23 protein-coding genes and 1 pseudogene are annotated in these 24,661 nt (G+C 62.5%); 6 read left to right on the top strand and 18 right to left on the bottom strand.

Annotated features, from left to right (window positions below; all coding sequences use genetic code 11):
- Nucleotides 1-3: 3 nt before the first annotated feature.
- The 10 genes from cheD to flhD form a co-directional block, all read right to left on the bottom strand.
- On the bottom strand, nt 4-717 hold the full coding sequence (gene cheD / locus FVF58_RS11140; protein WP_149669961.1) for a chemoreceptor glutamine deamidase CheD: 714 nt from the start codon (nt 715-717) through the stop codon (nt 4-6).
- Nucleotides 714-1,733, bottom strand: coding sequence for a CheR family methyltransferase (locus FVF58_RS11145; protein WP_149669962.1), 1,020 nt, complete (start codon nt 1,731-1,733; stop codon nt 714-716). Before FVF58_RS11145 ends, cheD begins: the two co-directional genes overlap by 4 nt.
- 204 nt (nt 1,734-1,937) lie before the next feature.
- Complete coding sequence (locus FVF58_RS11150) at nt 1,938-3,842, bottom strand: methyl-accepting chemotaxis protein (RefSeq protein ID WP_149669963.1); 1,905 nt, start codon at nt 3,840-3,842, stop codon at nt 1,938-1,940.
- Between the two features lie 61 nt (nt 3,843-3,903).
- Nucleotides 3,904-4,440 (bottom strand): chemotaxis protein CheW, encoded by a 537-nt coding sequence (locus tag FVF58_RS11155; RefSeq protein ID WP_149669964.1) that lies wholly within the window; start codon nt 4,438-4,440, stop codon nt 3,904-3,906.
- Between the two features lie 78 nt (nt 4,441-4,518).
- On the bottom strand, nt 4,519-6,837 hold the full coding sequence (gene cheA, locus FVF58_RS11160) for a chemotaxis protein CheA (RefSeq protein ID WP_149669965.1): 2,319 nt from the start codon (nt 6,835-6,837) through the stop codon (nt 4,519-4,521).
- Between the two features lie 88 nt (nt 6,838-6,925).
- Nucleotides 6,926-7,303 (bottom strand): response regulator, encoded by a 378-nt coding sequence (locus tag FVF58_RS11165; protein ID WP_149669966.1) that lies wholly within the window; start codon nt 7,301-7,303, stop codon nt 6,926-6,928.
- 84 nt (nt 7,304-7,387) lie between these two features.
- Nucleotides 7,388-8,395, bottom strand: coding sequence for a flagellar motor protein MotB (gene motB / locus FVF58_RS11170; RefSeq protein WP_149669967.1), 1,008 nt, complete (start codon nt 8,393-8,395; stop codon nt 7,388-7,390).
- A 25-nt stretch (nt 8,396-8,420) separates the two neighbouring features.
- The gene (gene motA, locus FVF58_RS11175) at nt 8,421-9,281 is read right to left on the bottom strand and encodes a flagellar motor stator protein MotA (RefSeq protein WP_149669968.1); all 861 of its coding nucleotides are present in this window, start codon (nt 9,279-9,281) and stop codon (nt 8,421-8,423) included.
- Between the two features lie 277 nt (nt 9,282-9,558).
- Entirely contained in the window at nt 9,559-10,119 is a 561-nt protein-coding gene (flhC, locus tag FVF58_RS11180; protein ID WP_149669969.1) for a flagellar transcriptional regulator FlhC, read from the bottom strand.
- A gap of 51 nt (nt 10,120-10,170) precedes the next feature.
- Nucleotides 10,171-10,491, bottom strand: coding sequence for a flagellar transcriptional regulator FlhD (flhD, locus tag FVF58_RS11185; protein WP_006050893.1), 321 nt, complete (start codon nt 10,489-10,491; stop codon nt 10,171-10,173).
- A gap of 730 nt (nt 10,492-11,221) precedes the next feature.
- On the opposite strand from flhD, the gene FVF58_RS11190 reads away from it, so the two are divergent.
- Complete coding sequence (locus tag FVF58_RS11190; protein WP_149669970.1) at nt 11,222-12,286, top strand: glycosyltransferase family 4 protein; 1,065 nt, start codon at nt 11,222-11,224, stop codon at nt 12,284-12,286.
- 293 nt (nt 12,287-12,579) lie between these two features.
- Here FVF58_RS11190 and FVF58_RS11195 read toward each other — a convergent pair whose 3' ends face one another.
- Complete coding sequence (locus FVF58_RS11195) at nt 12,580-12,882, bottom strand: H-NS histone family protein (RefSeq protein WP_042327140.1); 303 nt, start codon at nt 12,880-12,882, stop codon at nt 12,580-12,582.
- Between the two features lie 292 nt (nt 12,883-13,174).
- On the opposite strand from FVF58_RS11195, the pseudogene aqpZ reads away from it, so the two are divergent.
- The 3 genes and pseudogenes from aqpZ to FVF58_RS11210 all read left to right on the top strand — a co-directional run.
- Nucleotides 13,175-13,912 (top strand): annotated as a pseudogene (aqpZ, locus tag FVF58_RS11200) (aquaporin Z); the annotation flags it as partial.
- A 171-nt stretch (nt 13,913-14,083) separates the two neighbouring features.
- A complete protein-coding gene (locus FVF58_RS11205) occupies nt 14,084-14,779 on the top strand; it encodes a histidine phosphatase family protein (protein WP_149669972.1) in 696 nt (231 codons plus the stop codon).
- 285 nt (nt 14,780-15,064) lie between these two features.
- Nucleotides 15,065-15,361, top strand: coding sequence for a PXPV repeat protein (locus FVF58_RS11210; protein ID WP_149669973.1), 297 nt, complete (start codon nt 15,065-15,067; stop codon nt 15,359-15,361).
- A 171-nt stretch (nt 15,362-15,532) separates the two neighbouring features.
- Here the strand turns inward: FVF58_RS11210 and FVF58_RS11215 are convergent, their stop codons facing one another.
- Nucleotides 15,533-16,354: a Cof-type HAD-IIB family hydrolase gene (locus tag FVF58_RS11215; RefSeq protein WP_149669974.1), complete on the bottom strand. Its 822-nt coding sequence runs from the start codon at nt 16,352-16,354 to the stop codon at nt 15,533-15,535.
- A 101-nt stretch (nt 16,355-16,455) separates the two neighbouring features.
- Nucleotides 16,456-17,337 (bottom strand): glucosamine kinase nucleotide-binding domain-containing protein, encoded by an 882-nt coding sequence (locus tag FVF58_RS11220; RefSeq protein WP_149669975.1) that lies wholly within the window; start codon nt 17,335-17,337, stop codon nt 16,456-16,458.
- Nucleotides 17,338-17,483: 146 nt separating this feature from the next.
- Between FVF58_RS11220 and FVF58_RS11225 the strand changes: the two genes are divergently transcribed.
- On the top strand, nt 17,484-18,080 hold the full coding sequence (locus tag FVF58_RS11225) for a DNA-3-methyladenine glycosylase I (RefSeq protein WP_149669976.1): 597 nt from the start codon (nt 17,484-17,486) through the stop codon (nt 18,078-18,080).
- Between the two features lie 434 nt (nt 18,081-18,514).
- Nucleotides 18,515-18,940 carry a hypothetical protein gene (locus FVF58_RS11230; RefSeq protein WP_149669977.1) on the top strand — a complete coding sequence of 142 codons (426 nt, stop codon included), beginning with the start codon at nt 18,515-18,517 and terminating at the stop codon, nt 18,938-18,940.
- A gap of 230 nt (nt 18,941-19,170) precedes the next feature.
- On the opposite strand, the gene rpsU is transcribed toward FVF58_RS11230, so the two are convergent.
- From rpsU to FVF58_RS11255, 5 genes are all read right to left on the bottom strand, one after another.
- Nucleotides 19,171-19,383: a 30S ribosomal protein S21 gene (gene rpsU / locus FVF58_RS11235; protein WP_006050883.1), complete on the bottom strand. Its 213-nt coding sequence runs from the start codon at nt 19,381-19,383 to the stop codon at nt 19,171-19,173.
- Nucleotides 19,384-19,744: 361 nt separating this feature from the next.
- Nucleotides 19,745-20,686, bottom strand: coding sequence for an aldo/keto reductase (locus tag FVF58_RS11240; RefSeq protein WP_149669978.1), 942 nt, complete (start codon nt 20,684-20,686; stop codon nt 19,745-19,747).
- A 254-nt stretch (nt 20,687-20,940) separates the two neighbouring features.
- Nucleotides 20,941-21,240 carry a flagellar protein FliT gene (gene fliT / locus FVF58_RS11245; protein ID WP_149669979.1) on the bottom strand — a complete coding sequence of 100 codons (300 nt, stop codon included), beginning with the start codon at nt 21,238-21,240 and terminating at the stop codon, nt 20,941-20,943.
- Nucleotides 21,241-21,260: 20 nt separating this feature from the next.
- On the bottom strand, nt 21,261-22,859 hold the full coding sequence (gene fliD / locus FVF58_RS11250) for a flagellar filament capping protein FliD (protein WP_149669980.1): 1,599 nt from the start codon (nt 22,857-22,859) through the stop codon (nt 21,261-21,263).
- Nucleotides 22,860-23,002: 143 nt separating this feature from the next.
- Nucleotides 23,003-24,436, bottom strand: a complete 1,434-nt coding sequence (locus FVF58_RS11255) for a flagellin (protein ID WP_149669981.1) — start codon at nt 24,434-24,436, stop codon at nt 23,003-23,005.
- Between the last annotated feature and the right edge of the window lie 225 nt (nt 24,437-24,661).

Here is a 24,661-nt window from a genome sequence, read left to right on the forward strand (position 1 = left end):
CGCTCACGCCTCCTCTGTGGTTCTGGCGTTGTTTGAATTAAGGGCGCGCGGGTTCGCGCCGAACAGTTCGATTCTCGGCCGCGCGGCGGCCGGCGCCGCGAACAGTTCGACGCGCTTGCGCGCCGCCGCGAGCCGCTCGGCGCGCGCCTCGGCGCTCTGCCGCACGAGCGCCTGCTCGCGCTCGGCCACGCCCGCTTCCTGTTGCAGGCGCAATTTCTTCACCATCACCTGGCCGGTGCGCGGCATGTAGGCGACCTTGCGCGGATGCGAGCCCTGCAAATCCTCGGCGACGATGCGGATCTTTTCGAGCGCCAGATAGCGGCGCACGAACTCCGAATTGCGGTCGCCGATGTTCATCGTCGTCATGCCGGCGAGCACCGCGCCGCCGCCGAATACCTTCGCTTCGAAGCGCTCGCGCCGGCCGCCGGCCTTGATCAGTTCGTTGATCAGCACTTCCATCGCGTACGCGCCGTAGCGCATCGAATCCGACGCGGCTTGCGCGACGTCCGCGCCGTCGTCGGGCAGCATGAAGTGATTCATTCCACCGATACCCGCCGTGCGGTCCTGGATGCAAGCCGCAACGCACGAACCCAGCACGGTGACCAGCACCATGTCTTCGTGCGTGGTGTAGAACTCGTTGGGCAACAGCTTCACGCCGGGGCGCTGGAAGTGGTTGTCGTAATACAGGTTGGAAGCGATCGGCAGGGCGCTACTCATGCTGCCACCCCGCTCGCCGTGTGATGCGCCGCTGCGCTCGCCGTGCCGATTGCGCGCGACGGCGTGCGCGCGCCGGCCGCGTCACGCGTCAACTCGTAGACGGTCTGGCCGCGCAGCTTGAATGCCTGCGTCACGTACGTGAAGTTTTCCGAGTGACCGGCGAACAGCAGGCCGCCCGCTTTCATCAGCGGCTCGAAGCGCGCGAGCACTTGCGCCTGCGTCGGCTTGTCGAAATAGATCATCACGTTGCGGCAGAAGATCGCGTCGAACTGCGAGCGCAACTGGTAATCGCGGTCGGTCAGGTTCAGTTGTTCGAAGCGCACCAACGCGCGCACTTCGGGGCGCACCTTCACCATGCCCGCATGCGCGCCGGTGCCTTTCAGAAAGAAGCGCTTGAGCCGCTCGGGCGACAGGTGCTTCACCTGGTCGAACTGGTACACGCCGGCTTCGGCTTTCGCGAGCACCTGGGTGTCGATATCGGTGGCGAGCACCGAAGCCTGGCGCGCGCCGCTGTCGCCGAGCGCTTCGATCAGCGTCATCGCGATCGAATACGGCTCCTCGCCGGTCGATGCCGCCGAGCACCACACGGAAACCGGCTGTGCGCGACGTGGCACGAAGTCGGCGAGAATCGGAAAGTGGTGCGCTTCGCGGAAGAACGCGGTGAGGTTGGTAGTCAGCGCATTGGTGAACGCTTCCCACTCGGCCGGATCGTTTTCCGCTTCGAGCAGATCGAGATACTGCCGGAACGTGTCGAGGCCGCGCGCGCGCAAGCGGCGCGCGAGGCGGCTGTATGCCATGTCGCGTTTGTGGTCCGACAGCGAAATGCCCGCGCTGCGATGAATCAGTTCGCGGATGCGTGCGAAATCCGCAGACGTGAATTCGAAATCCCGTGCCTGGTCAGAGGGCCTGCCCGGGTCCACCCGTTCAGGACGTGCCCGTTCAGGACTTGCCCGTTCAGGACTTGCCCGTTCGGGACTTGCCCGTTCGGGACGTTGCTGTGCGCGCGTTGTCATCATGTGAATGCCTGCCTGCGATACGAGCCATTCCGTTTGCCACCCGAAGCGGACTCCTGGGCAGTACCAATTGTGTTCGCGGGGTCGCGCCCTCCCGCAAGGTCTGCGAACATCCAGTCGGCCCGCGACACGCCATACCGGCGTGCTTCGATGATTCGTCCATCAACGGACGAGATGCCGAATGACTGCATGTCTTTGTGCCACTTTCTAGAACGTTTCCCAATCCGCGTCAGCGCTCGCTGCGGCCGGGCTCGCAAGAGTCGGGCGTGCAGCGGGTTGGGTTGCGGCGCGAGGCGTCTTCGGTTTGAGCGCCGGTTCGACGCGCGCGCCTGCATCGTGGCTCGTTGAAGCCGGCGCGGAGTTCGCGGACGATGCCCCGCTGTTTCCGCTCACCGCGCTCGCCGCGTTTGCCGCATTTGCGTTGCTTGCCACCGGATGCGCCGCGCCATTCGCCGTCGACGCATGCGCCCCGGCTTTAGCCGACTGCCGGCCCGCGCCGCCATTCACACGCGCCGCCGCCTGCGGTCGCACCGCTGCCGAGCCGCCGCGCGTCTGAGCGCCTGCGACCTTCCAACCATCCACCACCGTCTGCAACTGACGCGTCTGATCCTCGAGCGACGCCGCCGCAGCCGCCGCCTGTTCGACCAGCGCGGCATTCTGCTGCGTGACTTCGTCCATCTGCACGACCGCGCGATTCACCTGTTCGATGCCGCCCGACTGCTCCTCGGACGCCGCGCTGATTTCGCCCATGATGTCGGTCACGCGGCGCACCGCCTGCACGATCTCGTCCATCGTCGCGCCGGCGCGGCCGACCAGCGTCGAACCGCTTTGCACCTTGTCGACGGAGTCGCCGATCAATTCCTTGATTTCCTTCGCGGCGCTCGCGCTGCGCTGCGCGAGGCTGCGCACTTCGCCGGCCACCACCGCGAAACCGCGGCCCTGTTCGCCGGCGCGCGCGGCTTCGACCGCCGCATTCAGCGCGAGAATATTGGTCTGAAACGCAATGCCTTCGATCACGCCGATGATGTCGACGACCTTGTTCGAACTGGTCGCGATGTCCTGCATTGTCGTGACGACCTGGCTCACCACATCGCCGCCGCGCGTGGCGATGTCCGACGCGTTGACGGCGAGCTGGCTCGCCTGGCGCGCGTTCTCGGTGTTCTGCCGCACGGTGCCGGTCAGCTGCTCCATGCTCGACGCGGTTTCCTGCAGCGACGCGGCCTGCTGTTCGGTGCGTTGCGACAGATCGGTGTTGCCCATCGCGATTTCGCGCGCGCCTGTGTCGATCGACTCCGCGCTGCTGTGAACCGCCTTCACCATCGTCGCGAGGCTTTCCTGCATCCGCTTGATGCCGTCGAACAAATGGCCGATTTCATTGTGGCTGTACACCTCGATCTTCTCGGACAGATCGCCCGACGCGATCCGCTCGAAGCAGGCCGTCGCGTCTTTCAGCGGCTGCACGATCAGACCGCGCAGCGCGAAGCGGATGCCCACCACCAGCAGCAACGCGAGAACCGTCACCGCGACGATCAGCGTCATCATCAGCGACGCGTTCGCTTGTGCGTTCGCCTGCTGGTCCATCACGCTCTTCTGCAACGCCTTGACGACCGCGGCCGCCGCCGCGTCGTACGCGATGAACATCGGGCTGATCTTCGTATCGGCGACCGCATGATAGGCGGCCATGTCGTTCGCGTTCAGCGCCGCGAACTCCGGCTCGACGCCGTCGTGCATCACCGCCGTGCGTTTGGCGAGCACATCGTCGAGCAGCGCCTGATCGATGCCGGGCTTCGGCGCGTCGAGATAGGTCTGCCAGCTCTGGTTGCCCAGCGCCAGCAGTTCCTGCGCGCGGTCGATCGCTTTCTTCGCCTCGTCGGCGTTGCCCGCCGCCGACAGCGTGTTGAAGCGGTCCACCGCGACCCGCGAACGCAGCAGATACGAGGCCGCGTCGTCGATTGCATGAATCGCCACCAGGTCGCCGCGCGCGATGCGGTCGAGCGACTGGCTCGCGCGATTCAGCGCGGTTAGCCCAAGCGCGCCGACCACTACGGTCAGCGCAACCAGAAGGACCCCCACCATCGTCAACGACGTGCGGATCGACCACCTGCTCAGCATCTTGACGCTCCCTTTCCTGTCTCTCGTTCGCGATTCACCGCTGTTTTCCCGCTGTTTCCTCTCAACCGCCGAGCGTTTCGATCAACGCCATTTCACGGCTGGTCATCAGCTTTTCGATGTCCATCAGAATCAGCATGCGGCCGTCGACGGTGCCCAGACCCGTCAGGTACTCGGTCGTCAGCGTCGCGCCGAATTCCGGCGCCGGCATGATCTGATCGGTGGCGAGCGTCAGCACGTCCGACACGCCGTCCACCACCATCCCGACCACGCGATGCGCGACGTTCAGGATGATCACGACCGTCTGATGGTCGTACTCGACGCGGCCCAGATGGAACTTGATGCGCATGTCGACGATCGGCACGATGATGCCGCGCAGATTGATCACGCCCTTGATGAACTCGGGCGCATTGGCGATACGCGTCACGTTGTCGTAGCCGCGGATTTCCTGCACTTTGAGAATGTCGATGCCGTACTCTTCGGCGCCGAGTGTGAAGACGAGGAATTCCTGACCGCCGGCGTCCGCCTGCTGCGCGTCGCGGCGGCTGCTCGTACCGTTCGCGTTCGCGCTGCTCGAATTGATGGATTGGACTTCTGCCACGTTAGCCCCCAAACGGTTGGGATGAAATGAGTTGAATGAGTGTTGCGAATGCTGTGCGTCGTGCGAGCGTGACGGTGATCATGCGAGGCTCATCGCGCTGTGCGCGTTCCGCGTTTCGCGGTTCAGCGCCGCCACGTCCACGATCAGCGCGACACTGCCGTCGCCGAGAATGGTGGCGGCGGAAATGCCGTGCACCTTGCGGTAGTTCGTTTCCAGATTCTTCACGACCACCTGCTGCTGCCCCACCAGTTCGTCGATCAGCATCGCAAAGCGGCGCCCTTCGGTCTGCATGATGGTGACGATGCCTTGCGTCGGTTCCTGCTTCGCGTCCTCAACGTTGAACACTTCGTGCAACGCGACGAGCGGCAAATATTCGCCGCGCACGCGCACCACGCGCTCGCCGTTGGCCACCGTGTAGATGTCGTCGGCTTGCGGCTGCAGCGACTCCATCACGAAGTTCAGCGGCAGAATGAAGATCTCGTTGCCGACCTTCACCGACATGCCGTCGAGAATCGCCAGCGTGAGCGGCAGAACGATGCGCGTGGTGCTGCCCTTGCCGGCATGCGAGGTGATTTCGACGTGACCGCCCATCGACTGGATGTTGCGCTTCACCACGTCCATGCCGACGCCGCGGCCCGACACGTCGGTGACCTGTTCCGCCGTCGAGAAGCCCGGCAGGAAAATCAGGTTCCAGACTTCTTCGTCGGACATCGTTTCGCTGACCTGCATGCCTTGCTTGGCCGCCTTCGCGAGAATCTTGTCGCGGCGCAGGCCCGCGCCGTCGTCGCTGACTTCGATCACGATGTTGCCGCCGTGATGTGCCGCCGACAGCACCAGCTGGCCGGTCGAATCCTTGCCCGCCGCGCGCCGCGCTTCCACGGTTTCGATGCCGTGGTCGAGACTGTTGCGCACGAGGTGAGTCAACGGATCGATGATCCGTTCGATGAGGCTCTTGTCGAGTTCGGTCGCCTGACCGAAGGTGACGAGTTCCACTTCCTTGCCGAGTTTCGCCGCCAGATCGCGCACCAGACGCGGGAAGCGGCTGAACACGTAATCCATCGGCATCATGCGGATCGACATCACGGCTTCCTGCAGATCGCGCGCATTGCGTTCGAGCTGCGCCATGCCGTTGAAGAGCCGGTCATGCAGCGCCGGGTCGAAGGTGCTGGTGGTTTCCGCGAGCATCGCTTGCGTGATCACCAGTTCGCCGACCAGGTTGATTAGCTGATCGACCTTTTCGACACCGACGCGAATCGAGCTGCCTTCCGCGCCTGCTGCGGCAGCAGCCGGACGGCCGGCCTTGCGGTCGTGTTCGGCGGTCGCGCCGGATGCCGCAGGCGCCGTGTTCGCCGCCCCTGCCGACGCCTGGCTGTGCGCCGCCGCCTGCTGGACCGAAGCGGGCGCCGGCGCTGCCGGCGCGCTGGCCGGTGCGTCGAACAGTCCGTGCGGGGCCGTGCTGGAAGGTGCGGCGATGCCGGCTGCCGGCGCCGGAGATGCCGCGTGCTCCGCATGAGCCGCACGTGTTGCTTGCGCCGGGGACGAGGCGGCAGCGTCAGGCGTTCCAGGTTCGCCTTGCTGCGTGTCGTCCGCCGGTGCTTTGCCGCGGCCGATCGAGATCTGACTTTCGTCGATCACGAAACAGCACACGGCGATGATGTCGTCGGAGGTCACATCGGTCGCGAGCCACAGCATCAGATCGCCGCCGCTCTTGACCTGCCCGACAATGTTGCCCAGGTTGCCGAGCTCTTCGGCCAGCAGTTCCTGGTCCTTCTCACCAACGCCCCGTAGCGTAATTTTCAGATGAGGGCCGGCGTTCTCGGCGATGCCGTCGACCGCGCCTGCCCCCACGGCTTGCCCGGTCTGTGCCGGTTCGCCGTCAGTCCATTCACCCGCTGCTGCCTGCACCGCCTGTTCGACGACGTGCTCGGGCGGGGTACCGCGTTGTGCTGCCACTGCTACTGCCTGTGCTGCAACCGGCGCCGCCGCCTGGGGCGCGCCGCCGAAAAGACTCTCCGCATTCAACTGTTCGAGCTTCGCGCAAATCGCACGCGCCACCGCCGCGTCCGGCTCGGCGCTCGCCCGATAGTCGGCGAGCTGGCCGGACAGCACGTCCTTGGTTTCGAGGAACGTGTCGATCATGTCCTTGCGCAGCACGAGTTCGTTATTGCGCGCGCGGTCGAGCAGCGATTCGAGAATGTGGGTCGTCTCCGTCAGCGCGGTAAAGCCGAAGGTCGCCGCACCGCCCTTGATCGAATGCGCCGCGCGGAAAATCGCCGCGAGGTCTTCCGGGTCCGGTTGAGCGATATTCAGATTGAGCAGCAACTGCTCCATCTGTGCGAGCAGTTCGTCCGCTTCGTCGAAAAACGTCTGATAGAACTGAGTGATGTCGAGTGTCATGCCTGGGTCACCGCGAGAGTTCCTGTCTAGGCGTGGGCTAGCGTGCCGCCGCGTCGAGAGCTTTCTATAACGTGTCTATGAGTGGCGCTTACGCGGGATCGGGTTCGGCCAGTGCCGCCACCAGTTCGGTCAGCATGTCGGGGTCGAGCGGCTTTTCGATCCAGCCGGTCGCGCCCGCCGCCCGCGCCGCCGCCTTGAACGGCTCGCCCGATTCCGTCGTGAGGACGAGGATGGGCGTGGCCTGATAAGCCGGGTTGCCGCGCAGCGCGGTGATCAGATCGAGGCCGGTTTTGCCCGGCATGTACTGGTCGGTCAGCACGAGGTCGAACGACATCGCGAGCGCGTTTTCGAGCCCTTCGTTGCCGTCCGCCGCGAGCGTCACCTCATAGCCGGCCGCCGTCAGCGTCGCGGCAAGCATTTGCCGCATCGATGCCGAATCGTCGATTGCCAGGATGTGCCTGATCATGAAAACCTCGCTGCGCTTCGCGCTCGAAATCGCCGGCCGTCTGCGCCAGTGGGGCGCATGATCGGGCTAGGCGATCGCTGTCTGTTACTGGGCCGCCGGCGCTGCCGTCGGCACCTTCGGTGCAACCGTCACCGGTTGCGCAAGTTTTTGCAGCAGCGGTTTGGAGCCGGCTGCGTCGTCCGACAAGGTGGTCGTGGTGGAGTCGTCGTGATTCAACGCCTCCTCCGACTTCCTGTTCAGCACGATGATGCTGATGCGGCGGTTCTCCGGGTCCATCGGGTCCGCCTTGTTCAGGTTCTGCGTCGACGCGAGGCCGAGCACGCGCATCACCTTCGCCTCATCCATGCCGCCGGCGATCAGCTCGCGGCGCGACGCATTGGCGCGGTCCGCGGACAGTTCCCAGTTGCTGTAGCCCTTCTCGCCGCCCGCGTATTGCGCGGCGTCGGTGTGCCCCTGCACGATGATGCGGTTCGGCACGTCGTTCAGCGTGTGGCCGATTTCGCGCAGGATGTCGCGCATGTACGGCTCCACCTGGTCTTTCGCGGTCGCGAACATCGGCCGCTTCTGCGAGTCGACGATCTCGATGCGCAAGCCGGTCAGCGTCGAATCGATGCGGATCTGCTGCTTGAACTGGCGCAGCACCGGGTTCGCTTCGATCGCGGCCATCAGCTTGACCTGCAGGTCGTGCAGGCGAACCTGTTCGCGACGCTCCAACTCGCCCTGCAACTGCTTCATCGAGTCTTCGTTGTTGTGCGAGACGGAGCGCTCGGAGCGGCTGCTCGAACCGTCGGTGGAGCGCGTCACGCCTTGCGCGTCGGTCGAGATATCGCGCCCGCCGCCCTTCAAAATGCTCGAGTCTTCGGCGCTGCGGTCGCCGCCCCACAGCGTGATCTTCAACGGCTGGTTGAAGTAATCGGCGATGCCCCTCAACTGCACGGTGGACGCCGAACTCAGCAGCCACATCAGCAGGAAGAACGCCATCATCGCGGTCATGAAGTCCGCGTAAGCGAGCTTCCACGCGCCGCCGTGGTGGCCGGACTTCTTCGGCGCGGAGCGCTTGACGACGATCGCGCGGTCTTTGTCCTTGCTCATCGATTCGGTTCCGGGCGCGCTCTGATTACTTTGCCTTGACGCGGCGCACGTGCTCTTCCAGCTCGGCGAACGACGGGCGTTCGGTCGAGAAGAGCACCTTGCGGCCGAACTCGACGGCAATCGCGGGCGCGTAGCCGTTCAAGCTCGCCAGAATCGTCACCTTGATGCACTGGAACATCTTGGTCGACTCGGTCACGCGCTGTTCGGCGACGCTCGCGAGCGGGCTGATCAGCCCGTACGAAAGCAGAATGCCGAGGAAGGTGCCGACCAGCGCCTGCGCGATCATCTCGCCGAGCACCGCTGGCGGCTTGTCGGCCGAGGCCATGGTGTGCACCACGCCCATCACCGCCGCCACGATGCCGAACGCCGGCATCGCGTCGCCGACCTTGGTCAGCGCATGCGCGGGCGCTTCGCCTTCGTGGTGATGCGTCTCGATCTCCTCGTCCATGAGGCTTTCGATCTCGAACGCGTTCATGTTGCCGCCGACCATCAGACGCAGGTAGTCGGTCAGGAACTCGATGATGTGATGGTCGGCGAGAATCTTCGGATACTGGGTGAAGATCGGGCTCTTCGACGGATCGTCGATATCGGCTTCCAGCGTCAGCGTGCCTTCCTTGCGCGCCTTGGCCAGCAGGACGTAGAGGAGCGCCATCAGCTCCATGTAGACGTCCTTGTTGTACTTCGCGCCCTTGAACAGGGTCGGAATGACGCGCAGCGTCGCCTTGATGGTCTTCATTCCGTTACCGAGAATGAACGCGCCGAGGCCGGCGCCGACGATCATCAGCACTTCAACGGGCTGCAGCAGCGCGCCGAGATGGCCGCCTTCCAGCGCGTAACCGCCGAAAACGGACAAAAGCGTCACGAGTGTTCCCACGAAAATCAGCACTGCCGAGCCCTCACAAAGAAGCGACGGTAACCGTCGTTAATCTGGTTTACGGCAACGGAGCAGAAAACTTTGGTGGAAAAGCGGGTCGGTGGTCTGGTGTAAACCAGAGGCGCGCAGCGGCGCAACGAGGACGGACGGGGCTCACCCGGCGAGAGCAGTCGGGAGGATAGCTGCGGCGCTGGAGCCGGATGGCCGGGAAGCCTGCCTGGCGGCCCGCGCCGCCCGCCGGACGGAAAAGCCAGCGGCCCGCGCTGCGAGCCGCCCGCTGCGGCGGCGTTCAGACCGCCAGTGCAGCGAGACTCTCGCGGGCCTTGGCGTCGGCAAATTTCTTTGTCTTACCTGCCCGCGACGGCGGCTGGCACAGCCCGCACACGAACGCATGCTGCGGATCGTGCGCGTGTGCGACAAAACGTCCACCGCAGCGACAGCAGGCGGTCATCTGCAACATGCCGGAGTCGAAGAAGCGCACCAGCGTCCACGCGCGCGTGAGGCTGAGCACCGGCTCGTCGTCGTGCAGCTGAACGTGCTCCAGATAGAGCCGGTAGCTCTTCACGATCGACTGGATCGTCAGGCAGCCGCCGTGTCCGGCCATGAAACAGTAGATGTTGTAGAACAGCGATGAGTGAAAGTTCGGCTGCCAGGTCATGAACCAGTCGGTCGAAAACGGCAACATGCCCTTGGGCGGCGACACCCCTTTCAGTTCCTTGTACAACTTGATGAGCCGGTCGCGCGACAGACTGGTTTCCGCTTCCAGCAATTGCAAACGCGCGCCAAGTTCGATCAGTTCGATGGCCAGGGTGATTTCCCTGACTTCGAGTACGACGCTTTTATAGGCCATCCGCTCGCCGATCTCCCCGCCCGATCGCTTTGTGTGAGAAAGAGGCCGCCATCAGCCGAGTTGCTCGACGGGCTGGCTCGCCATCAGGATCGCGGAATGCGCCTGGGCCACGGCGCTCGATTTGCCTTTGTCGGCGAGCGCGGACAGCACGGCATGGTCGTCGAAACGGAAACGGCACAACACCTGATTGGACGCCGCCAGCTTGACGGTCTGCGCCAACGACAGATTGGCGAGCACATCGGCTAGCTGGTCGGAAATCCCCATGCGAAACATGCCCATCGGCTTGTCTTCGCGCAGCAGGCGCTGCGCGAGCAGGAGATACGACAGATTGACTTCTCTGATCTCATTGAGCATTTCGCTTGTCGCGCTCATTGATTCCCCCGGGGTGTATCTGGCTGGTCAGGCCGTTACGGAAACGTTTGCTCGAATGCGCGCACTGAAACCGCACGGATCGGCTCGTCTCTGGTCTTGCAAGCATTGTGGCGAAAGGGGAAGCGGTCGAAAATCGGAGAGACACCCAGCCTGTTTGACGGATTAATCCGTCATTGTTGTAGGAATTTTTCCTACAAAGGCGAATGCGAGGAAAAACGGAATCGACCGAAATGGCGCGCGGCTTGGGACGCGTAATGCGCGTTAAATATTCTTGTGTGGCGGAGAATGACTGATTGTGAGTTCCCGGTGACTCACCATGCGCGCCGTTGTAGCGTTGAAAAAGATTATAAGACTTTTCACGCTTATGCAATGTGACTGCGTTAAAGACTCCCTTAAGACTTCAGAACGGCTCGGGCACGCGAATTGCTATCGTCTATCAGCCACTATTCAGCGTTTGATTATGCCGCTCGCACCGGCCGTCCCGACTATCGGGACGGCCGTCCACATGACCTGTAACGGGGGGTGTTTCGCGCTGTAACAACCTTAAGTGTTTGAAAAATGACTCGAATTAGCGCGGCCGATCCCGATAATGGACGCTAAGGGAATACCCGATGCAAGTTCGGAGCACCCCCGGGCGGCGGCTTACCGCGCCCAACCGTCCGTCAGGCATTCGCTCCTCGCTCTATTCGAGTGCAGTTGTGCGAAGCCGTTGTGAACAGGAGAAAACCGCATGCGAATCGCACAAATTGCGCCGCTGTACGAAGCCGTCCCGCCGAAACTTTATGGCGGCACCGAACGCGTCGTGTCGTATCTGACCGAAGCTCTGGTCGATCTCGGCCACGATGTCACGCTGTTTGCGAGCGGCGACTCGGTCACGTCCGCGAATCTCGAAGCGTCCTGGCCGCGCGCGCTGCGCCTCGATCCGACGATCCGCGACGCGCTGGCGCCGCACGTGCTGATGATGGAAAAGGTGCGCAAGATCGCCCATGAATTCGATGTGCTGCACTTTCACCTCGATTACATGCCGTTCCCGCTCTTCACCACGATGGACACGCCGTTCGTGACCACGCTGCACGGCCGTCTCGATCTGCCGGAACTGCAACCGGTATTCGACGCTTTTTCCAACGTGCCGGTGGTGTCGATTTCCGATTCGCAGCGTTTGCCGCTGCCACAGGCGAACTGGCTCAACACCATTTATCACGGTCTGCCGGAACAGTTACTGACGCCGCAGGCGCACAAGAAGCCGGAGTACCTGGCGTTCCTCGGTCGTATTTGCCCGGAAAAGCGCGTCGATACAGCTATCAAGATCGCTGCACAAAGCGGTTTGCCGCTGAAGATCGCCGCCAAGGTGGACAAGGTCGATCAGGAGTATTTCAAGCGCGAGATCGAGCCGCTGCTGTCGATGGCGCACGTGGAATTCGTCGGCGAGATCAACGAGGCGCAGAAACCCGAGTTCCTGTCCGGCGCGAAGGCGTTGCTCTTCCCGATCGACTGGTCGGAGCCGTTCGGCCTCGTGATGATCGAATCGATGGCGTGCGGCACGCCGGTGATTGCGTTCAACCGCGGGTCGGTGCCGGAAGTGATCGACCACGGCGTGACGGGCTACATTGTCGAGGACGTGCAGGGCGCGGTGGCGGCGCTGCAGCGTCTGGACGAGTTGTCGCGCACCGAAATCCGCACGCAATTCGAGCGCCGCTTCAGTTCCAGAACGATGGCGCAGAATTATGTGGACGGCTATTCGACCCTGATCGAAGCGACCCGTCGCCCGGTGTTGCGTCAGGTTGCGGTCGGCTAAGCGGCAGGCTTAAAGCGGCGGGGCTTTTTGCGCTGCCAGCTTTAGCCGCTTACTGCTCTTGCGCACAGCTGCCGCCTTTCCGGTTCTTGCGGTAAATGGCAGGTAAATTCGACTGTGAATCGTTTGCGCAGGCGGAAATCAGAGTTATCCCGCTTCTTCTACGGAAAAGCCGCCCCGATGGGCGGCTTTTTTATTAAGCGGATGGATGCGCTTCCATCCTGATTGACGTTCGGCAAATAAAAAAGGGGCTTCGGTCAACCTTCAATTGGCTTTCGCCATGAGCGGCAACCGGTTCAGACCGCGCCAATCAAAAAGCGCTCGCGATTCTTGCCGACAATCCACTTGGGCGGCTTTCCCCGACCGCTCCACGTATTGCCCGATTTCGGGTCCTGATATTTCGCCGGCAGCGGCGCCTTTTTGGGCGGCCGGCCACGCTTGGCGGCAACTGCAAAGCCGAGGTCCTGAGCGGTAAGACCGTATTCAGCGATCTTTTGGCGGATGTCGGCGACTACATTGTCTATTTCAGTACGCCGCGCTTCTTCTGCTTGTGCCTGCAATTTGGCGATCTGCGCCTTGAGGTCTGCGTATTGAGACATTCGGTTCTCCCCTTTTCTAGAACTCATTCGACGGCAGACTAACTGCAATTATAAAAATTCGCAATGGCCAGTAATACCGATTCAGGAATCTATCCTCTGATAATTATTAAACGTTGTTGAATTGCAAAACGACGGCTTTATCCGGCAATAATAGTAAAGCCCACTCCATATTGACAATTCTTGACACTCAATTTGGCTGTCTTTGCCTAGAATTGCGCGCTCAAGGCATACACCCACGCTTAGCCGTGAGTGCTCTCAAAGCGTCGCACTTTTTTAGGAATACCAATCATGCAGTTTGTCAAAGCGCCTTGCCGCTGAGCTGTTCGGCACTTTCTGGCTCGTGCTCGGGGGCTGCGGCAGTGCGGTCCTCGCCGCGAACTTCGCCGGCCCGGTCCACGGCTTGGGCATTGGATTCGTCGGCGTGTCGCTGGCATTCGGCTTGACGGTTCTGACCATGGCTTATGCAATCGGCCATATTTCCGGATGTCATCTGAATCCGGCCGTCAGCGTCGGGCTGACCGTCGCCGGCCGTTTTCCGGCTCGCGACCTCGTGCCGTATATCGCCGCGCAAGTGGTCGGCGCCGTGCTGGCTGCGCTGGTGTTGTCGGTAATCGCATCGGGCAAGCCGGAATTCGATCTCGTGGCCAGCGGTTTCGCCAGCAACGGCTACGGCGATCGCTCGCCGGGCCATTACTCGCTCGCCGCGGCATTCGTGTGCGAAGTGGTGATGACCGGCTTCTTCCTGTTCGTCATCCTGGGCGCAACCGACAGGCGCGCGCCGGCCGGCTTCGCGCCGATAGCGATCGGCCTGTGCCTGACGCTGATCCACCTCATTTCGATCCCGGTCACCAACACGTCGGTCAATCCGGCGCGTTCCACCGGCCCGGCGCTGTTTGTCGGCGGCGCAGCCGTGGACCAGTTGTGGATGTTCTGGGTCGCGCCGATCATCGGGGCGGTGATCGCGGGAGTGCTTTATCCGCTAATCGCGGAAAGCGGCACCGCTAGCTCACAGGAACTGGCGCTCGACTGATCGGCGAGTGCTTTTATCCAGCCAGTCAAAGCGGGCGCTACGGCGCCCGTTTTTGTTCTGGCTCGAACGACGCTGTTTGGCCGACAGTCCGGCAGTGGGGCAGTCCGACAGTGGCAAGGCATGGCACGCTGCTAGAATCGGGCGACTTCCAAGCTTGCAGAGGTGCTACCGATGAACCGTTTCCGCGGATTCCTGCATGGCGTCGCACTCTCCCTTGCCGGCTTGTGCGTCGGTGCAGCGGCGCTGCCCACCGCGCATGCGGCCGACGGCAACACCGAAACGCTGGTCTTCGTGCGACATGGCGAGAAGCCCGCGCAGGGCTTCGGACAACTCAACTGTCAGGGCCTGAACCGTGCGCTGGCGCTGCCGGCGGTGATCGCTGCGAAGTTCGGCAAACCCGATGCGATTTACGCGCCCGACCCCGGCCAGCAAAAAGACGATAGCGGTCATCCCTATTACTACATCCGTCCGCTGGCGACGATCGAGCCAACCGCCATCCAGTTTCAAATGCCGGTGCAAACGCCCTATGGCTTCGCTCAGATCGACCAGCTCGGCACCACGCTCGTGAACCCGGCCAATCGCAACAAGCTGATCGTCGTGGCGTGGGAGCACAAACTGATCGTGAAGTTGTTGCGCCAGATGCTGAGCGCTCATGGCGGCAAAGCAGCCGATGTCCCCAACTGGCAAAGCGACGACTTCGACAGTATCTATATCGTGCGGCTCGACTGGCAAAACGGCACGGCGCGCGCCAGTTTCAAACGAGACCGCCAGGGACTGGACGGACGCGCCACCGATTGTCCTTGCGCTGCGCTGCCAGGCACACCATCGGCGGCAGCTTCCAGTGCTTCCGGCAGCGCGGCAGATTAATCGGGTAATACAGATGTAAGCCGCAATTACGCACGCAGCGGCCCGATTCCGGCCGCGCGGTGCGCCGAGCGCGCACTGCTAGCGCCAAAGAAGACGAAAAACCTTATTGGGCGTGGCTTCGCGTGGGTTGTCCACAATCCGAGCTCCGATTGAACCGTATGCTGCGCTCCTTTCAAATGCAGCGACGATGCTTGCAGTCCGTAACATCTGGTCGCAGTACCCGCAGGATTGAATGCGTACATTGGACCTGTGCGACAAACCCACGTCGCTTCACAGGAGAACAACATGAAACGCATCGTCACTCACTTGCTGGTTGCTGCCGGTCTTGCGGCGGGCGCATGCGGTGTCGCGCAAGCGCATACGGAAATGAATGTCGGCCTGTCGCTCGGCGCACCGGTGTATGCACAGCCGGCCCGCGTTTATGCGGCGCCGCAGCCGGTGTACTACGGCGGCTGGAACCATCGTTACGACCGGGGCGATTACTACCGCGGCGACCATCGGGATGACCGCGGCTGGAATCACAACGACCGTCACTGGGGTCACGATGATCGGGGCGACCACCGCGGCGGATGGCATGGTTGATTGATCTCGGCGTGAGCCGGTGAGCCACAGTGGCAGATCGCCAACCTTGGTGGCGTAAGTCGACTACGACTTGCCGTCTCGTGCCGGCGTAGACCACGTAGCGCTGCGAAAAAAAGTCAGCGCGTCAAAACGGTCCGCATTCCATGAACATGGATGCGGGCCGATTCCGTTTCAGGACGCCAATTCGTCGTCGAGCGAGAACAGTTTGCGCAAGTGGTGCGCGACGCCCGCTTCGAAGTTGTTGCCGATGCGCGGCACGTCCGGCAGACGCGCGATGAGATCAGGATTGGCATTGTTCATCATGAACGGATGGCCGGCCGTTTCCAGCAGGTCGATATCGTTCATGTTGTCACCGAACGCGACGCACTGCGATGCATCGACGCCGAGACGCTCAAGCACGATCTGCAACGCGCGTCCCTTCGATACGTTCGACGTCATCACTTCCAGACAATCCGGCAGCGAATAGGTCACATACAGGTCATCGCCGAATTCGCGCGCGAGATTCGCGGCGATCGGCGCGAGATCGGCGGGGTCGCCGATGTAGAGCGCTTTCGCGATGTCGACGCCGTCGTGATTCGGCAGATCGGTCACTTCGTAAGTGAAGCCCGAGTCCTGATGGAACTTCAGCAGATCCGGCGCATCGCGGTCGATCAGCCACGCCTGGTCGGCGAACAGGTTGACGATCACGCGGCCATGCGAGCCGGCGATCTCCGGTTGCACGAGGCGCTGGACGATGGCCGGCGGCAGGTCGTCGGCGTGAATCACGGTGTTGTCCGGCGCATGGATGCGCGCGCCGTTCGACGTAATCAGATACGGACTGATTCCGAGCAGATCACGAATGCCCGCGACGTCGCAATAATGCCGCCCCGTAGCGATCACGAACCGCAGCCCGTCGTTTTCCAGTTTGCGCACAGTGGCGACCGTGAACGGGTCCACCTGATGATCGGCGTTGAGCAGCGTGCCGTCGAGATCGGTGGCGATGACTTTGTACATGGTATGAGCGGTTAGGGCAGCGTCGAAGAGCGTATTTTACCGTTGCCGGACGCGCACCCAGAATCGCGGCCGGCAAGGTCGGCATTCTCAGCCAGCAATACTCAGTCAGCCAGGTGCGCGGCTTCGCGCTGCGCGAGTTGCAGTCCGCCATGCGCCGAGTCCGCCAGCGGCTCGCGCAGGCGCGCCTGATAGCGCTGCGGCACATACTCGCGCAACGGTGCGCCAAGTCCGCCGCACAACGCGACGGGCAAGCTTTCCGAGGAATCCAGCGCACTGATCATCTTGCCCACTTCGCCGCCGGCCTCGCCGAGCAGCCGCGCGGCGAACGGATGCGTGCGATGCGCGATCGCGACTGGCGCGAGGCTCGCGTAAGCCGTCTGATTGGCCGCGCAGAGCCAGACGACGAGACTCTCGCGGTCCTGTGCGCCGGTGTGCGCGAGCAGCGCCCGCGCGAGGTCGTCGATGGGCGCGCGCCCGTCGAGCGCCTGCTGCGCATGCACAATCAGCCGCAGCCCGAGCCACGCGCCGCTTGCCTCGTCGCCCGATGGAAAGCCGTAGCCGCTGGCAACGCGGCATTCGCCGTCGTCAGCGAGCGAAGCCGCCACGCTGCCGGTGCCGAGCGCGACGATCACGCCGGGCGCGCCGCCGTGCGCTCCCAGCAGCGTCGTATATGCGTCGCTTTCCACGGCAAGTCCGGCGACCCCGGGCGCTCGTGCGTGAAACTCGGCGAGCCAGTCACGATTGTTGACGCCCGCCAATCCACAACCCAGCACACAGCGCGACCAGTCCAGGCTTGCGCCAGCACGCTCGAACGCTTCGGCGCAGCCGGCCTCGATCGACTGCCACGCCCGCTCGATGCCGAGCCCCAAACCCGACGGCCCGCTTGCTGCCTGTGCCAGTTCGCGGCCCTGCGCGTCGCCGAGCACGACGCGCGTGCCGCTGCCGCCACCGTCAATGCCGATCAGAAAGAAGTCTTGGTTCATCGAATCGAATGATTTCCGTGAATGAATAACGCGTAGCGTGGCAGGTCAGATTCAATCCGGCAATTGGCCAAACGGCCAGCTTGCGGCGCGCCCAGCTTCAGCTATGCTGACGGGCGACACGACAACGGACACGCAGGAGCGCGACAGTGACACAGCGATGCAACTGGGTATCGAGCGAAGCGCTCGCACAGTACCACGACTCCGAATGGGGCGTGCCCTCGCGCGACGATCGGCATCTGTTCGAGATGCTGGTTCTGGAGGGCGCGCAGGCGGGTTTGTCGTGGTCGACAATTCTCAACAAGCGGGCCGGCTACCGCCGCGCGTTCGCCGACTTCGACATCGACAAGATCGCGCGCTTTACGCCGAAGCACGTTGACAAGCTGGTGACCGACGAAAGTATCGTGCGCCACCGCGGCAAGATCGAAGCAGCCATCAGCAACGCCCGCGCGGTGCAGCAGATTCAGGCCGAGCACGGGTCGCTTGCCAACTTCGTGTGGTCGTTCGTCGATCAGACGCCGATCCAGAACGATTGGGCCTCGTACAAGCAGGCGCCCGCATCGACGGACGTGTCGGATGCACTGAGCAAAGGGCTGAAACGCTACGGCTGCAAGTTCGTCGGCTCGACGATCTGTTACGCGTTCATGCAAGCGGTCGGGATGGTCAACGATCATGAGACGAACTGCATGTGTCGCGCGCGATGCGTGGCGCTGGGCAAGAAGGGGCGTAGTCGCAAGGCCGGTTGAGCTGGGCGCGATCTGCTCTGGATGGGTGCCTCCGGCTTCCGCCCGCTGATGCCTGTTGCCGCTTAGTGCCGCGGTTCTAACAAATGACAGGTGCCTAGGGAAACTCCCGAGTACCGCGGCTCCCCAAGCCTCGTTTGCCTGTTGGCGCAAGGCCGGGCGGCTCAAAATCGGCGCTCGACACATGTCGAGGGCCACTCCATAACGCCGTCCGACAAAGCCCCTCTACGCTTCTCGCGCGTCCCGGTCGTTATAGGGTTATAGGCACTGAGCAGGGAGAACGCTGGCTCTCTCCTCGCCGGGACGCCACGCGCAAAACCGGGAATTGAAGGCTTTTCGCCGCCCTAGTCCGGACTTCGCTCAGTGGCACGCGTTGGATACTACTGCTCATGTGCTCAAACAACGAATAACCGCTGCGTTAGCACGGGAGACCAACCATGAAAACACTTAGCTTTCTGACGCATCAGGATATTTTCGATCAGGCCGTGGCTCATCTGTTCGAGCAGAAGCGCGCCGCATTGCTGCCGCGCGGCGGTGGGGCCTATCGAGGCTATTGCGGCGGATGCCCGGTCGGCAGCTTCATCAGGCCGCGCGACTATATGACTGCAATGGAAGGCATTCCGGTGCGCTATATAGCCAAAACGCCTGTCGAGGTGCCTTCTTACATGGATGTCGGTGTATCCGCCCTGAAGAAAGCGCTTCTGCGCGCGCGCATCAATGTGTACGACCCGGTCACCGTCGATCTGCTCAGCTGCCTGCAAAACGTCCATGACGTATTCGGCACGTGGGAATGGCGTGAGCGCTTGGGCTCGATTGCCCGGCAGTTCGGCCTGTCCGCCGAGCGGTTGAAGAGCGCTGCTTAACCGGACCAAACGGATTTACATGACGCGACGGCGCCGCTAAATCGCGCACTTTCACGCGCTTTGGCCGGGGCCGCTACACCCCACGCCGCAACCGCGCAGCCAGCATTTCATCTACCTACGCAGCTGCGTTCTCCAAACGCGCGCCCCAACAAAAAAGAGCACCAAAAGCAAAACGGCGATGCGGCTTCTTTCGAAGCTCACACCGCCGTTCGGCGTGTAAAAAAGCGTGCTTAGTGCAGCTTTTTCGGCAGCATCTGGCTGCGCAGGCGCTTGTGCAGGCGCTTCACAGCAGCAGCCTTCTTACGCTTACGTGCCGTGGTCGGCTTTTCGTACGATTGACGCTCACGCAGTTCAGCGATCAGGCCATTCTTTTCGATTGCGCGACGAAAGCGGCGAATTGCCACTTCGAACGGCTCGTTTTCCTTCAGAAGAATCGTCGTCATGTAATTCCTAACTCAATCACTTGATACGGGTTAATTTGCGTGGCGGTAGACCGCTCACGCGCCGGCCCTCCGGTCGTTTCGATTCATGGCCAGTAACAGGCAAACGCGGGGAAAACCCCGGCCAAACCACGAATGGAACGAGAGGCAAAGCGGCCACGGAGGCCGGAAAAGAGAGGTGGGGAGCTCACCGCGGAACGCGGACAGACGTGCTGCAATTGCCGCGCCTGTTGCCGTTTCGCCAACCTTTCATCAATGAAAAACACTGACGAAACAGGCAAAGATCTCAATTCACTCCCGATGATATCAGGAAACTATCCATCCTACCAGGGGTTTAGCGTTCGCGCCAGGTCTGCCGGTGCGATCAGGCGCTCGCCTCGTTCAGTTCGCGGATGTCGTCACCGGTCAGCATCAGATGGACGGCGGCCGCGAGGCTTTTGAGCTGCTCGACCGAGGTGGCGCTGGCGATCGGGGCCGTCACGCTCGGGCGGGCGATCAGCCACGCCAGCGCGATGGTGGCCGGCGAACTGCCGTGCCGTTCGGCGACACGATCGAGCGCGCCCAGAATCCGCAAGCCGCGCTCGTTCAGATACTTTTCAACCCGGCCGCCGCGTGCCTTGCCGGCCAGGTCCGCCTGCGAGCGGTACTTGCCGGACAGAAAGCCGCTCGCGAGGCTGTAGTACACCACCACGCCAAGCTGATTGGCGAGCGCCACCGGCTCGATATCGCGCTCATAGTCCGCGCGATCGTACAGGTTGTACTCCGGCTGCAGCAACTGATACTCCGGCAGTCCGCGCTGGCGGGACACGGCGAGCGCTGCTTCGGTGCGTGCGCCGCTGTGGTTCGAAGCGCCGATCACTCGCACCTTGCCCGCCTCGATCAGCTTCTGATAAGCGCCGAGCGTTTCGGCCAGCGGCGTTTCGGTGTCGTCGTCGTGCGAAAAATAGACGTCGATGTAATCGGTTTGCAAGTGCCGCAACGAATCTTCGACCGCCGCCTGGATGTTGGCCGCCGACAAGCCCTTGCGCTGCGGATGTTTCGAGACCTTGGTGGCGAGCACAATCTTGTCGCGCTTGCCGCTTTGCCGGAACCACTTGCCGATGATGCTTTCCGACTCGCCGCCCTGGTTGCCGGACACCCATGCCGAGTAGACGTCGGCGGTGTCGATGAAGTCGAGCCCTGCATCGACGAACGCATCGAGGATCGAAAACGACGTGGCTTCATCCGCGGTCCAGCCGAAAACATTGCCGCCGAACATAAGCGGCGCGACGTGTAATTCGGAACGGCCGATTCTGCGTTTTTGCATGATTTCTCCACGATCAATAAGCAGCGAGCGACCGAGAATACGCCGACTTTGAATTCGCTGCAGCGCATGCTGCCGACGCCAACGGGGCGTATCGGCTCAAGGCTTATTCAGGAGATTTCGCATGCTCACGGGCAATGCCCGCCCGCGTACGCAGCGCCTGCGGATAAGCCAGGCTCGCACGAGGCGATTGACGTGTACGTCCACAAGGACGCGATGAATTGGGATCGTTCAGGACGCGGCGCGATTCGCCGGCTTCAGAATTGCGCGACGCGTTGATACTGATTCGCATGGCCGGCCGCCTGCATGGCCGCCCGATATTCGGCGCCCAACTCGGTCTGGGCCAACTGCGCCTCTGCGGCGATCCGCGTGTCGATCGCGTGAACCTGCGTGAGCACATCGAGCGCGGCGCCCGCTTGTTGCGCGGAGAGCGACATGAGCAGCGGCGAACGCTCGCTCGCGAGTTCCGCCGCCCGTTCCCATTCGCCGACGGCCGTTGCCTGCTCGATAGACTTGGTGAGTTGCCAGATGCGATCGATGCAAGTCGCGAATTCCATGTCTTGCCTCCCTGTTCCGCTCAGCCCTTGTTGGTGGCGAGCGCGCCGGCGCTGTTAGTGCCGCCGAAGAGTTGCGTCAGATATTGCGAGTTGTTGTTCATCGTCGCCATCAGCGTGTTGAGCGCGGTGAATTGCGCGTTGTACATGCTGGTGAGCTGCGTCTGATAGTTCGTCAGCGACGTCTGTTGCGTCGAGAGGTTCGTCAGGTCCGTGTTGAGCGCGGTTGTGCGCGTCTGGATGACACCGCTGGTCGACAGATAGTTGGTGATGTTGGTGTTCAGCTGCTCCGCGATGCCATTCGTGGAGTTGAACAGCGAAGCCACCGTCGACTGATTGTTCTTCAGCGCGCTATTCAGCGTGTCGCTGTCGACCGAGAGCGAGCCGTCCGCATTCAGTGAGATGCCGATCGAAGCGAGGCTGGTCGTCGTGTTGCCGCTTTTCACGCCCGTCGCCACGATCGACGCCAACTGGTTCTGGACCATGTTCAGCGTCGAGTCGCCAAGCAGCACGCCCTGCGACGTCGCGGTCGAGCTGTACGCTGTCAGCGTGCCCATCGTCGTGACGAGCGTGTTGTACAGCGTGACGAACTGGTTGATCGTACTGGCCTGCGAGGTGGTGTCCTGGGCGACCGTCAGGGTCTGCGGCGATGAACCCGTCGTATCGACGGAAGCGGCCGAAAGGTTCAGCGTGATGCCGGAAAGCGCGGACGTCACGGTGTTGGTCGAATTGGTGACGCCGGTGCCGTCGATCGTGAAATAGGCGTCCTGTGCAGCCGTCGTCTGGGTCCAATTAGACGTGCTGGTGACTGCCGTTCCCGAGCCATCGTCGAGAGTCGACTGATTGGCCTTGAGCTGCGCGCTGGTCGCGCTCGATATACCCGTCAGCGACGTACCCTTGTTGCTCGTCACGGCGAGGTTGTTCAGTTTATCCGTCGATGTCGAATCGCTGATCTGGACGCTGATGGCATTCGAGGAGCCGGTCGACGTCGCGTGCAACACGAGGTGCGCGCCGTCTGAGCCGTTGACGACGGTCGCCGAAACGCCGGGATTGTTGCTCGCGCTGTTGATGGCCGCCGCGATGCCGGAGATCGTGCTGTTGGAACTGTCGAGCGAGATCGTCGTGCTCGCCCCGCCGACGGACAGCGTCATCGTGCTCGGGCCCGTAGCGAGCGCAGTCTTCGCGTCATAGCCCGTCGACGTCAGCACTTGGGCCGTCGCCACCTGGGCCACGTCGATCGAATACGTGCCGGCCACCGCACCGCTAGCCGCCGTGGCCGTGATGCCGGTGTTGGTGCCGCTGGTCGTCGCCGTGAAATCATTCACGGTTGTCCCATTCGAGAGCGAGGTCAGTCCGGCCTGCAGCGCGGAGAGTGCGGCGGAGAGCGTGCCGTAGGCAGAGATCTGCGTGTTGTCCAGCGTCTGCTGTGCGGCCAACGTCGCGGCCTGGCCGGCGATCTTGGAGTTGACGAGCGCCGTCACGAGCGAATTCACGTCCATCGTCGAATTGGTCGAACCGCTGATAATCGACTGCGCGGCTGCCTGCAGCGCGGCGGTGCTCGCTGCGGTCGTGGCGGCGACGGTACTGGCGATCGAACTTGCGGTCGAGGATACGGTGGACATGGACAGGCTCCGTGTTTCGGCGATGCCGGATGAATCGGTTCAGGTCTGTAAAACGGGAATCGGGAGGCTGGCCTCCCGACGGGTTTGCGTTCCGCGCGCCGGGTATGGCACACGGGCGCGGAACGCATGCTACATGAAGCGCGTTACTGGAGGAGCTTCAGGATCTGCTGCGGTTGCGAGTTCGCTTGCGACAGCACGGAGATACCAGCTTGCTGCAGCACTTGCGCCTTGCTCAGGTTGGCCGTTTCCGCTGCGAAGTTGGCATCCTGGATTTGCGATTGTGCCGACGACAGGTCGGTCGACTGGGCTTGCTGCGTCGTGCTGATTGCGCTGAAGCGGTTTTGCGCGGCGCCGAGCGTTGCCTGGATGTTGTTGACCGTGTTCAGTGCGTCGTCGATCGACTCGATGGCCTTGTTCGCGCCAGCAACCGAGCTGATGTCGATCTGGTCGACGGTTTGCGTCGTTGCGGTCGAAGCGGCAGTCCACGGAAGCGTCGTCTGCGTGATACCACCGCCTTTGGTCATCGTTCCGGGCGTGGCGCCCACAGGTGCCGTATAGCCAAGACCAGCCGCACCGAGGATAGCTGTGCCGGCCGCGGTGCCGCTCGTAATCTGGTTGCCGCTCTGGTCCCAGAACGTATAGCCCTTGTTGCCATCCGACTTCACGGTGATCGACGTGATATCAGTGGACGATGCGGCCGCCGCGTCTGCGCCAGTTGTCGCGCTGATGTCGAGGCCAGAAATCGTGCCCAGCGTCGTGCCAGAGGTGTACGAGTTGGCTGCGTTGGCCGCGTCGATTGAGCCCATCTCGGTCGTTGCATTGAGCGCGCCGGCTGCATTGATCGAGAGCGAACCGTTGGTATTGGTCAGCAGGTTCGTCGCCACAGGGTCGAACGAAAGTGCATTGCCGTTCTGATCCGTGTACGAGAAGCCGCCTTTGCCGTCCGAGAGGACATTCAGCTGGGTGACCTCGGTGCCCGTCGAACTGGTTGCATTCCACGCTGCGCCCGTCGAGTCGAGCGAAACAGCCAGCGACGCGACCGTGTCGCCCGCTTGCACTGCACCACCACCCAGCGAAGCTGCCGAAACGCCTTGCGACAGGTTCAGGCTGATCGTCTGACCGACGTTCGCGCCGACCTGGAACGACACGCTGCCCAGCGAACCGTTCAGCACGTTCATGCCGTTGTACGTCGTTTGCGACGCGATACGGTTCACTTCCTGGATCTGTTGCGTCACTTCCTGTTGCAGCGCTGCGCGATCGGTGTCGGTCATGCTGCCGTTCGATGCTTGCGTCGCGAGCTGGCGGATACGCTGCAGGCTGCTCGTCAGCGACGACAGGCCGCTCGATGCCGTTTGCACCATCGAGACGCCGTCGTTCGCGTTCGAAACACCTTGGGTCAGACCGTTGATCTGGGTCTGCATGATGTTCGAGATCGCCAGACCTGCTGCATCGTCCGCTGCGCTGTTGATACGCTTGCCCGACGACAGACGCGTGATTGCTTGCGACAGTGCGCTACCCGAGCTGGTCAGGTTCTGCTGTGCAACCAGCGAGTTGATGTTGCTGTTAATTCCGAGCATGGAAATTCTCCTGTTGGGGCCATCAGACCGTTACATGCCATGTAGACCAAGGCATCAGCGAACGTGGCAGCTGTTCGTTTGCCGCCCGCCTTGTTTGGGGTATCGGCCCGGCCAGGAAAAACTTTATGGGGACAACACGCATATTCGTCGATTCGCGCGGCTCAATCGCCGGCTAACCGGAATGATCAGGCGACCTGCACGCGCAGCCCTCAAGCTTGCCAATAT

Source organism: Paraburkholderia panacisoli (assembly GCF_008369935.1).
In the GTDB taxonomy this organism is placed as follows: Bacteria; Pseudomonadota; Gammaproteobacteria; order Burkholderiales; family Burkholderiaceae; genus Paraburkholderia; species Paraburkholderia panacisoli.

What these genes read in the sequence shown, in the direction of transcription:
- FVF58_RS11220 (WP_149669975.1), bottom strand. Translation starts at nt 17,337, where the DNA reads ATGAACCAAGACTTCTTTCTGATCGGCATTGACGGTGGCGGCAGCGGC.
- fliT (WP_149669979.1), bottom strand. Translation starts at nt 21,240, where the DNA reads ATGGAATTCGCGACTTGCATCGATCGCATCTGGCAACTCACCAAGTCT.
- flhD (WP_006050893.1), bottom strand. Translation starts at nt 10,491, where the DNA reads ATGAGCGCGACAAGCGAAATGCTCAATGAGATCAGAGAAGTCAATCTG.
- FVF58_RS11215 (WP_149669974.1), bottom strand. Translation starts at nt 16,354, where the DNA reads ATGTACAAAGTCATCGCCACCGATCTCGACGGCACGCTGCTCAACGCC.
- FVF58_RS11195 (WP_042327140.1), bottom strand. Translation starts at nt 12,882, where the DNA reads ATGTCTCAATACGCAGACCTCAAGGCGCAGATCGCCAAATTGCAGGCA.
- FVF58_RS11255 (WP_149669981.1), bottom strand. Translation starts at nt 24,436, where the DNA reads ATGCTCGGAATTAACAGCAACATCAACTCGCTGGTTGCACAGCAGAAC.
- fliD (WP_149669980.1), bottom strand. Translation starts at nt 22,859, where the DNA reads ATGTCCACCGTATCCTCGACCGCAAGTTCGATCGCCAGTACCGTCGCC.
- FVF58_RS11230 (WP_149669977.1), top strand. Translation starts at nt 18,515, where the DNA reads ATGAAAACACTTAGCTTTCTGACGCATCAGGATATTTTCGATCAGGCC.
- FVF58_RS11150 (WP_149669963.1), bottom strand. Translation starts at nt 3,842, where the DNA reads ATGCTGAGCAGGTGGTCGATCCGCACGTCGTTGACGATGGTGGGGGTC.
- FVF58_RS11210 (WP_149669973.1), top strand. Translation starts at nt 15,065, where the DNA reads ATGAAACGCATCGTCACTCACTTGCTGGTTGCTGCCGGTCTTGCGGCG.
- FVF58_RS11205 (WP_149669972.1), top strand. Translation starts at nt 14,084, where the DNA reads ATGAACCGTTTCCGCGGATTCCTGCATGGCGTCGCACTCTCCCTTGCC.
- motB (WP_149669967.1), bottom strand. Translation starts at nt 8,395, where the DNA reads ATGAGCAAGGACAAAGACCGCGCGATCGTCGTCAAGCGCTCCGCGCCG.
- flhC (WP_149669969.1), bottom strand. Translation starts at nt 10,119, where the DNA reads ATGGCCTATAAAAGCGTCGTACTCGAAGTCAGGGAAATCACCCTGGCC.
- cheD (WP_149669961.1), bottom strand. Translation starts at nt 717, where the DNA reads ATGAGTAGCGCCCTGCCGATCGCTTCCAACCTGTATTACGACAACCAC.
- FVF58_RS11190 (WP_149669970.1), top strand. Translation starts at nt 11,222, where the DNA reads ATGCGAATCGCACAAATTGCGCCGCTGTACGAAGCCGTCCCGCCGAAA.
- FVF58_RS11240 (WP_149669978.1), bottom strand. Translation starts at nt 20,686, where the DNA reads ATGCAAAAACGCAGAATCGGCCGTTCCGAATTACACGTCGCGCCGCTT.
- FVF58_RS11165 (WP_149669966.1), bottom strand. Translation starts at nt 7,303, where the DNA reads ATGATCAGGCACATCCTGGCAATCGACGATTCGGCATCGATGCGGCAA.
- rpsU (WP_006050883.1), bottom strand. Translation starts at nt 19,383, where the DNA reads ATGACGACGATTCTTCTGAAGGAAAACGAGCCGTTCGAAGTGGCAATT.
- FVF58_RS11145 (WP_149669962.1), bottom strand. Translation starts at nt 1,733, where the DNA reads ATGATGACAACGCGCGCACAGCAACGTCCCGAACGGGCAAGTCCCGAA.
- cheA (WP_149669965.1), bottom strand. Translation starts at nt 6,837, where the DNA reads ATGACACTCGACATCACTCAGTTCTATCAGACGTTTTTCGACGAAGCG.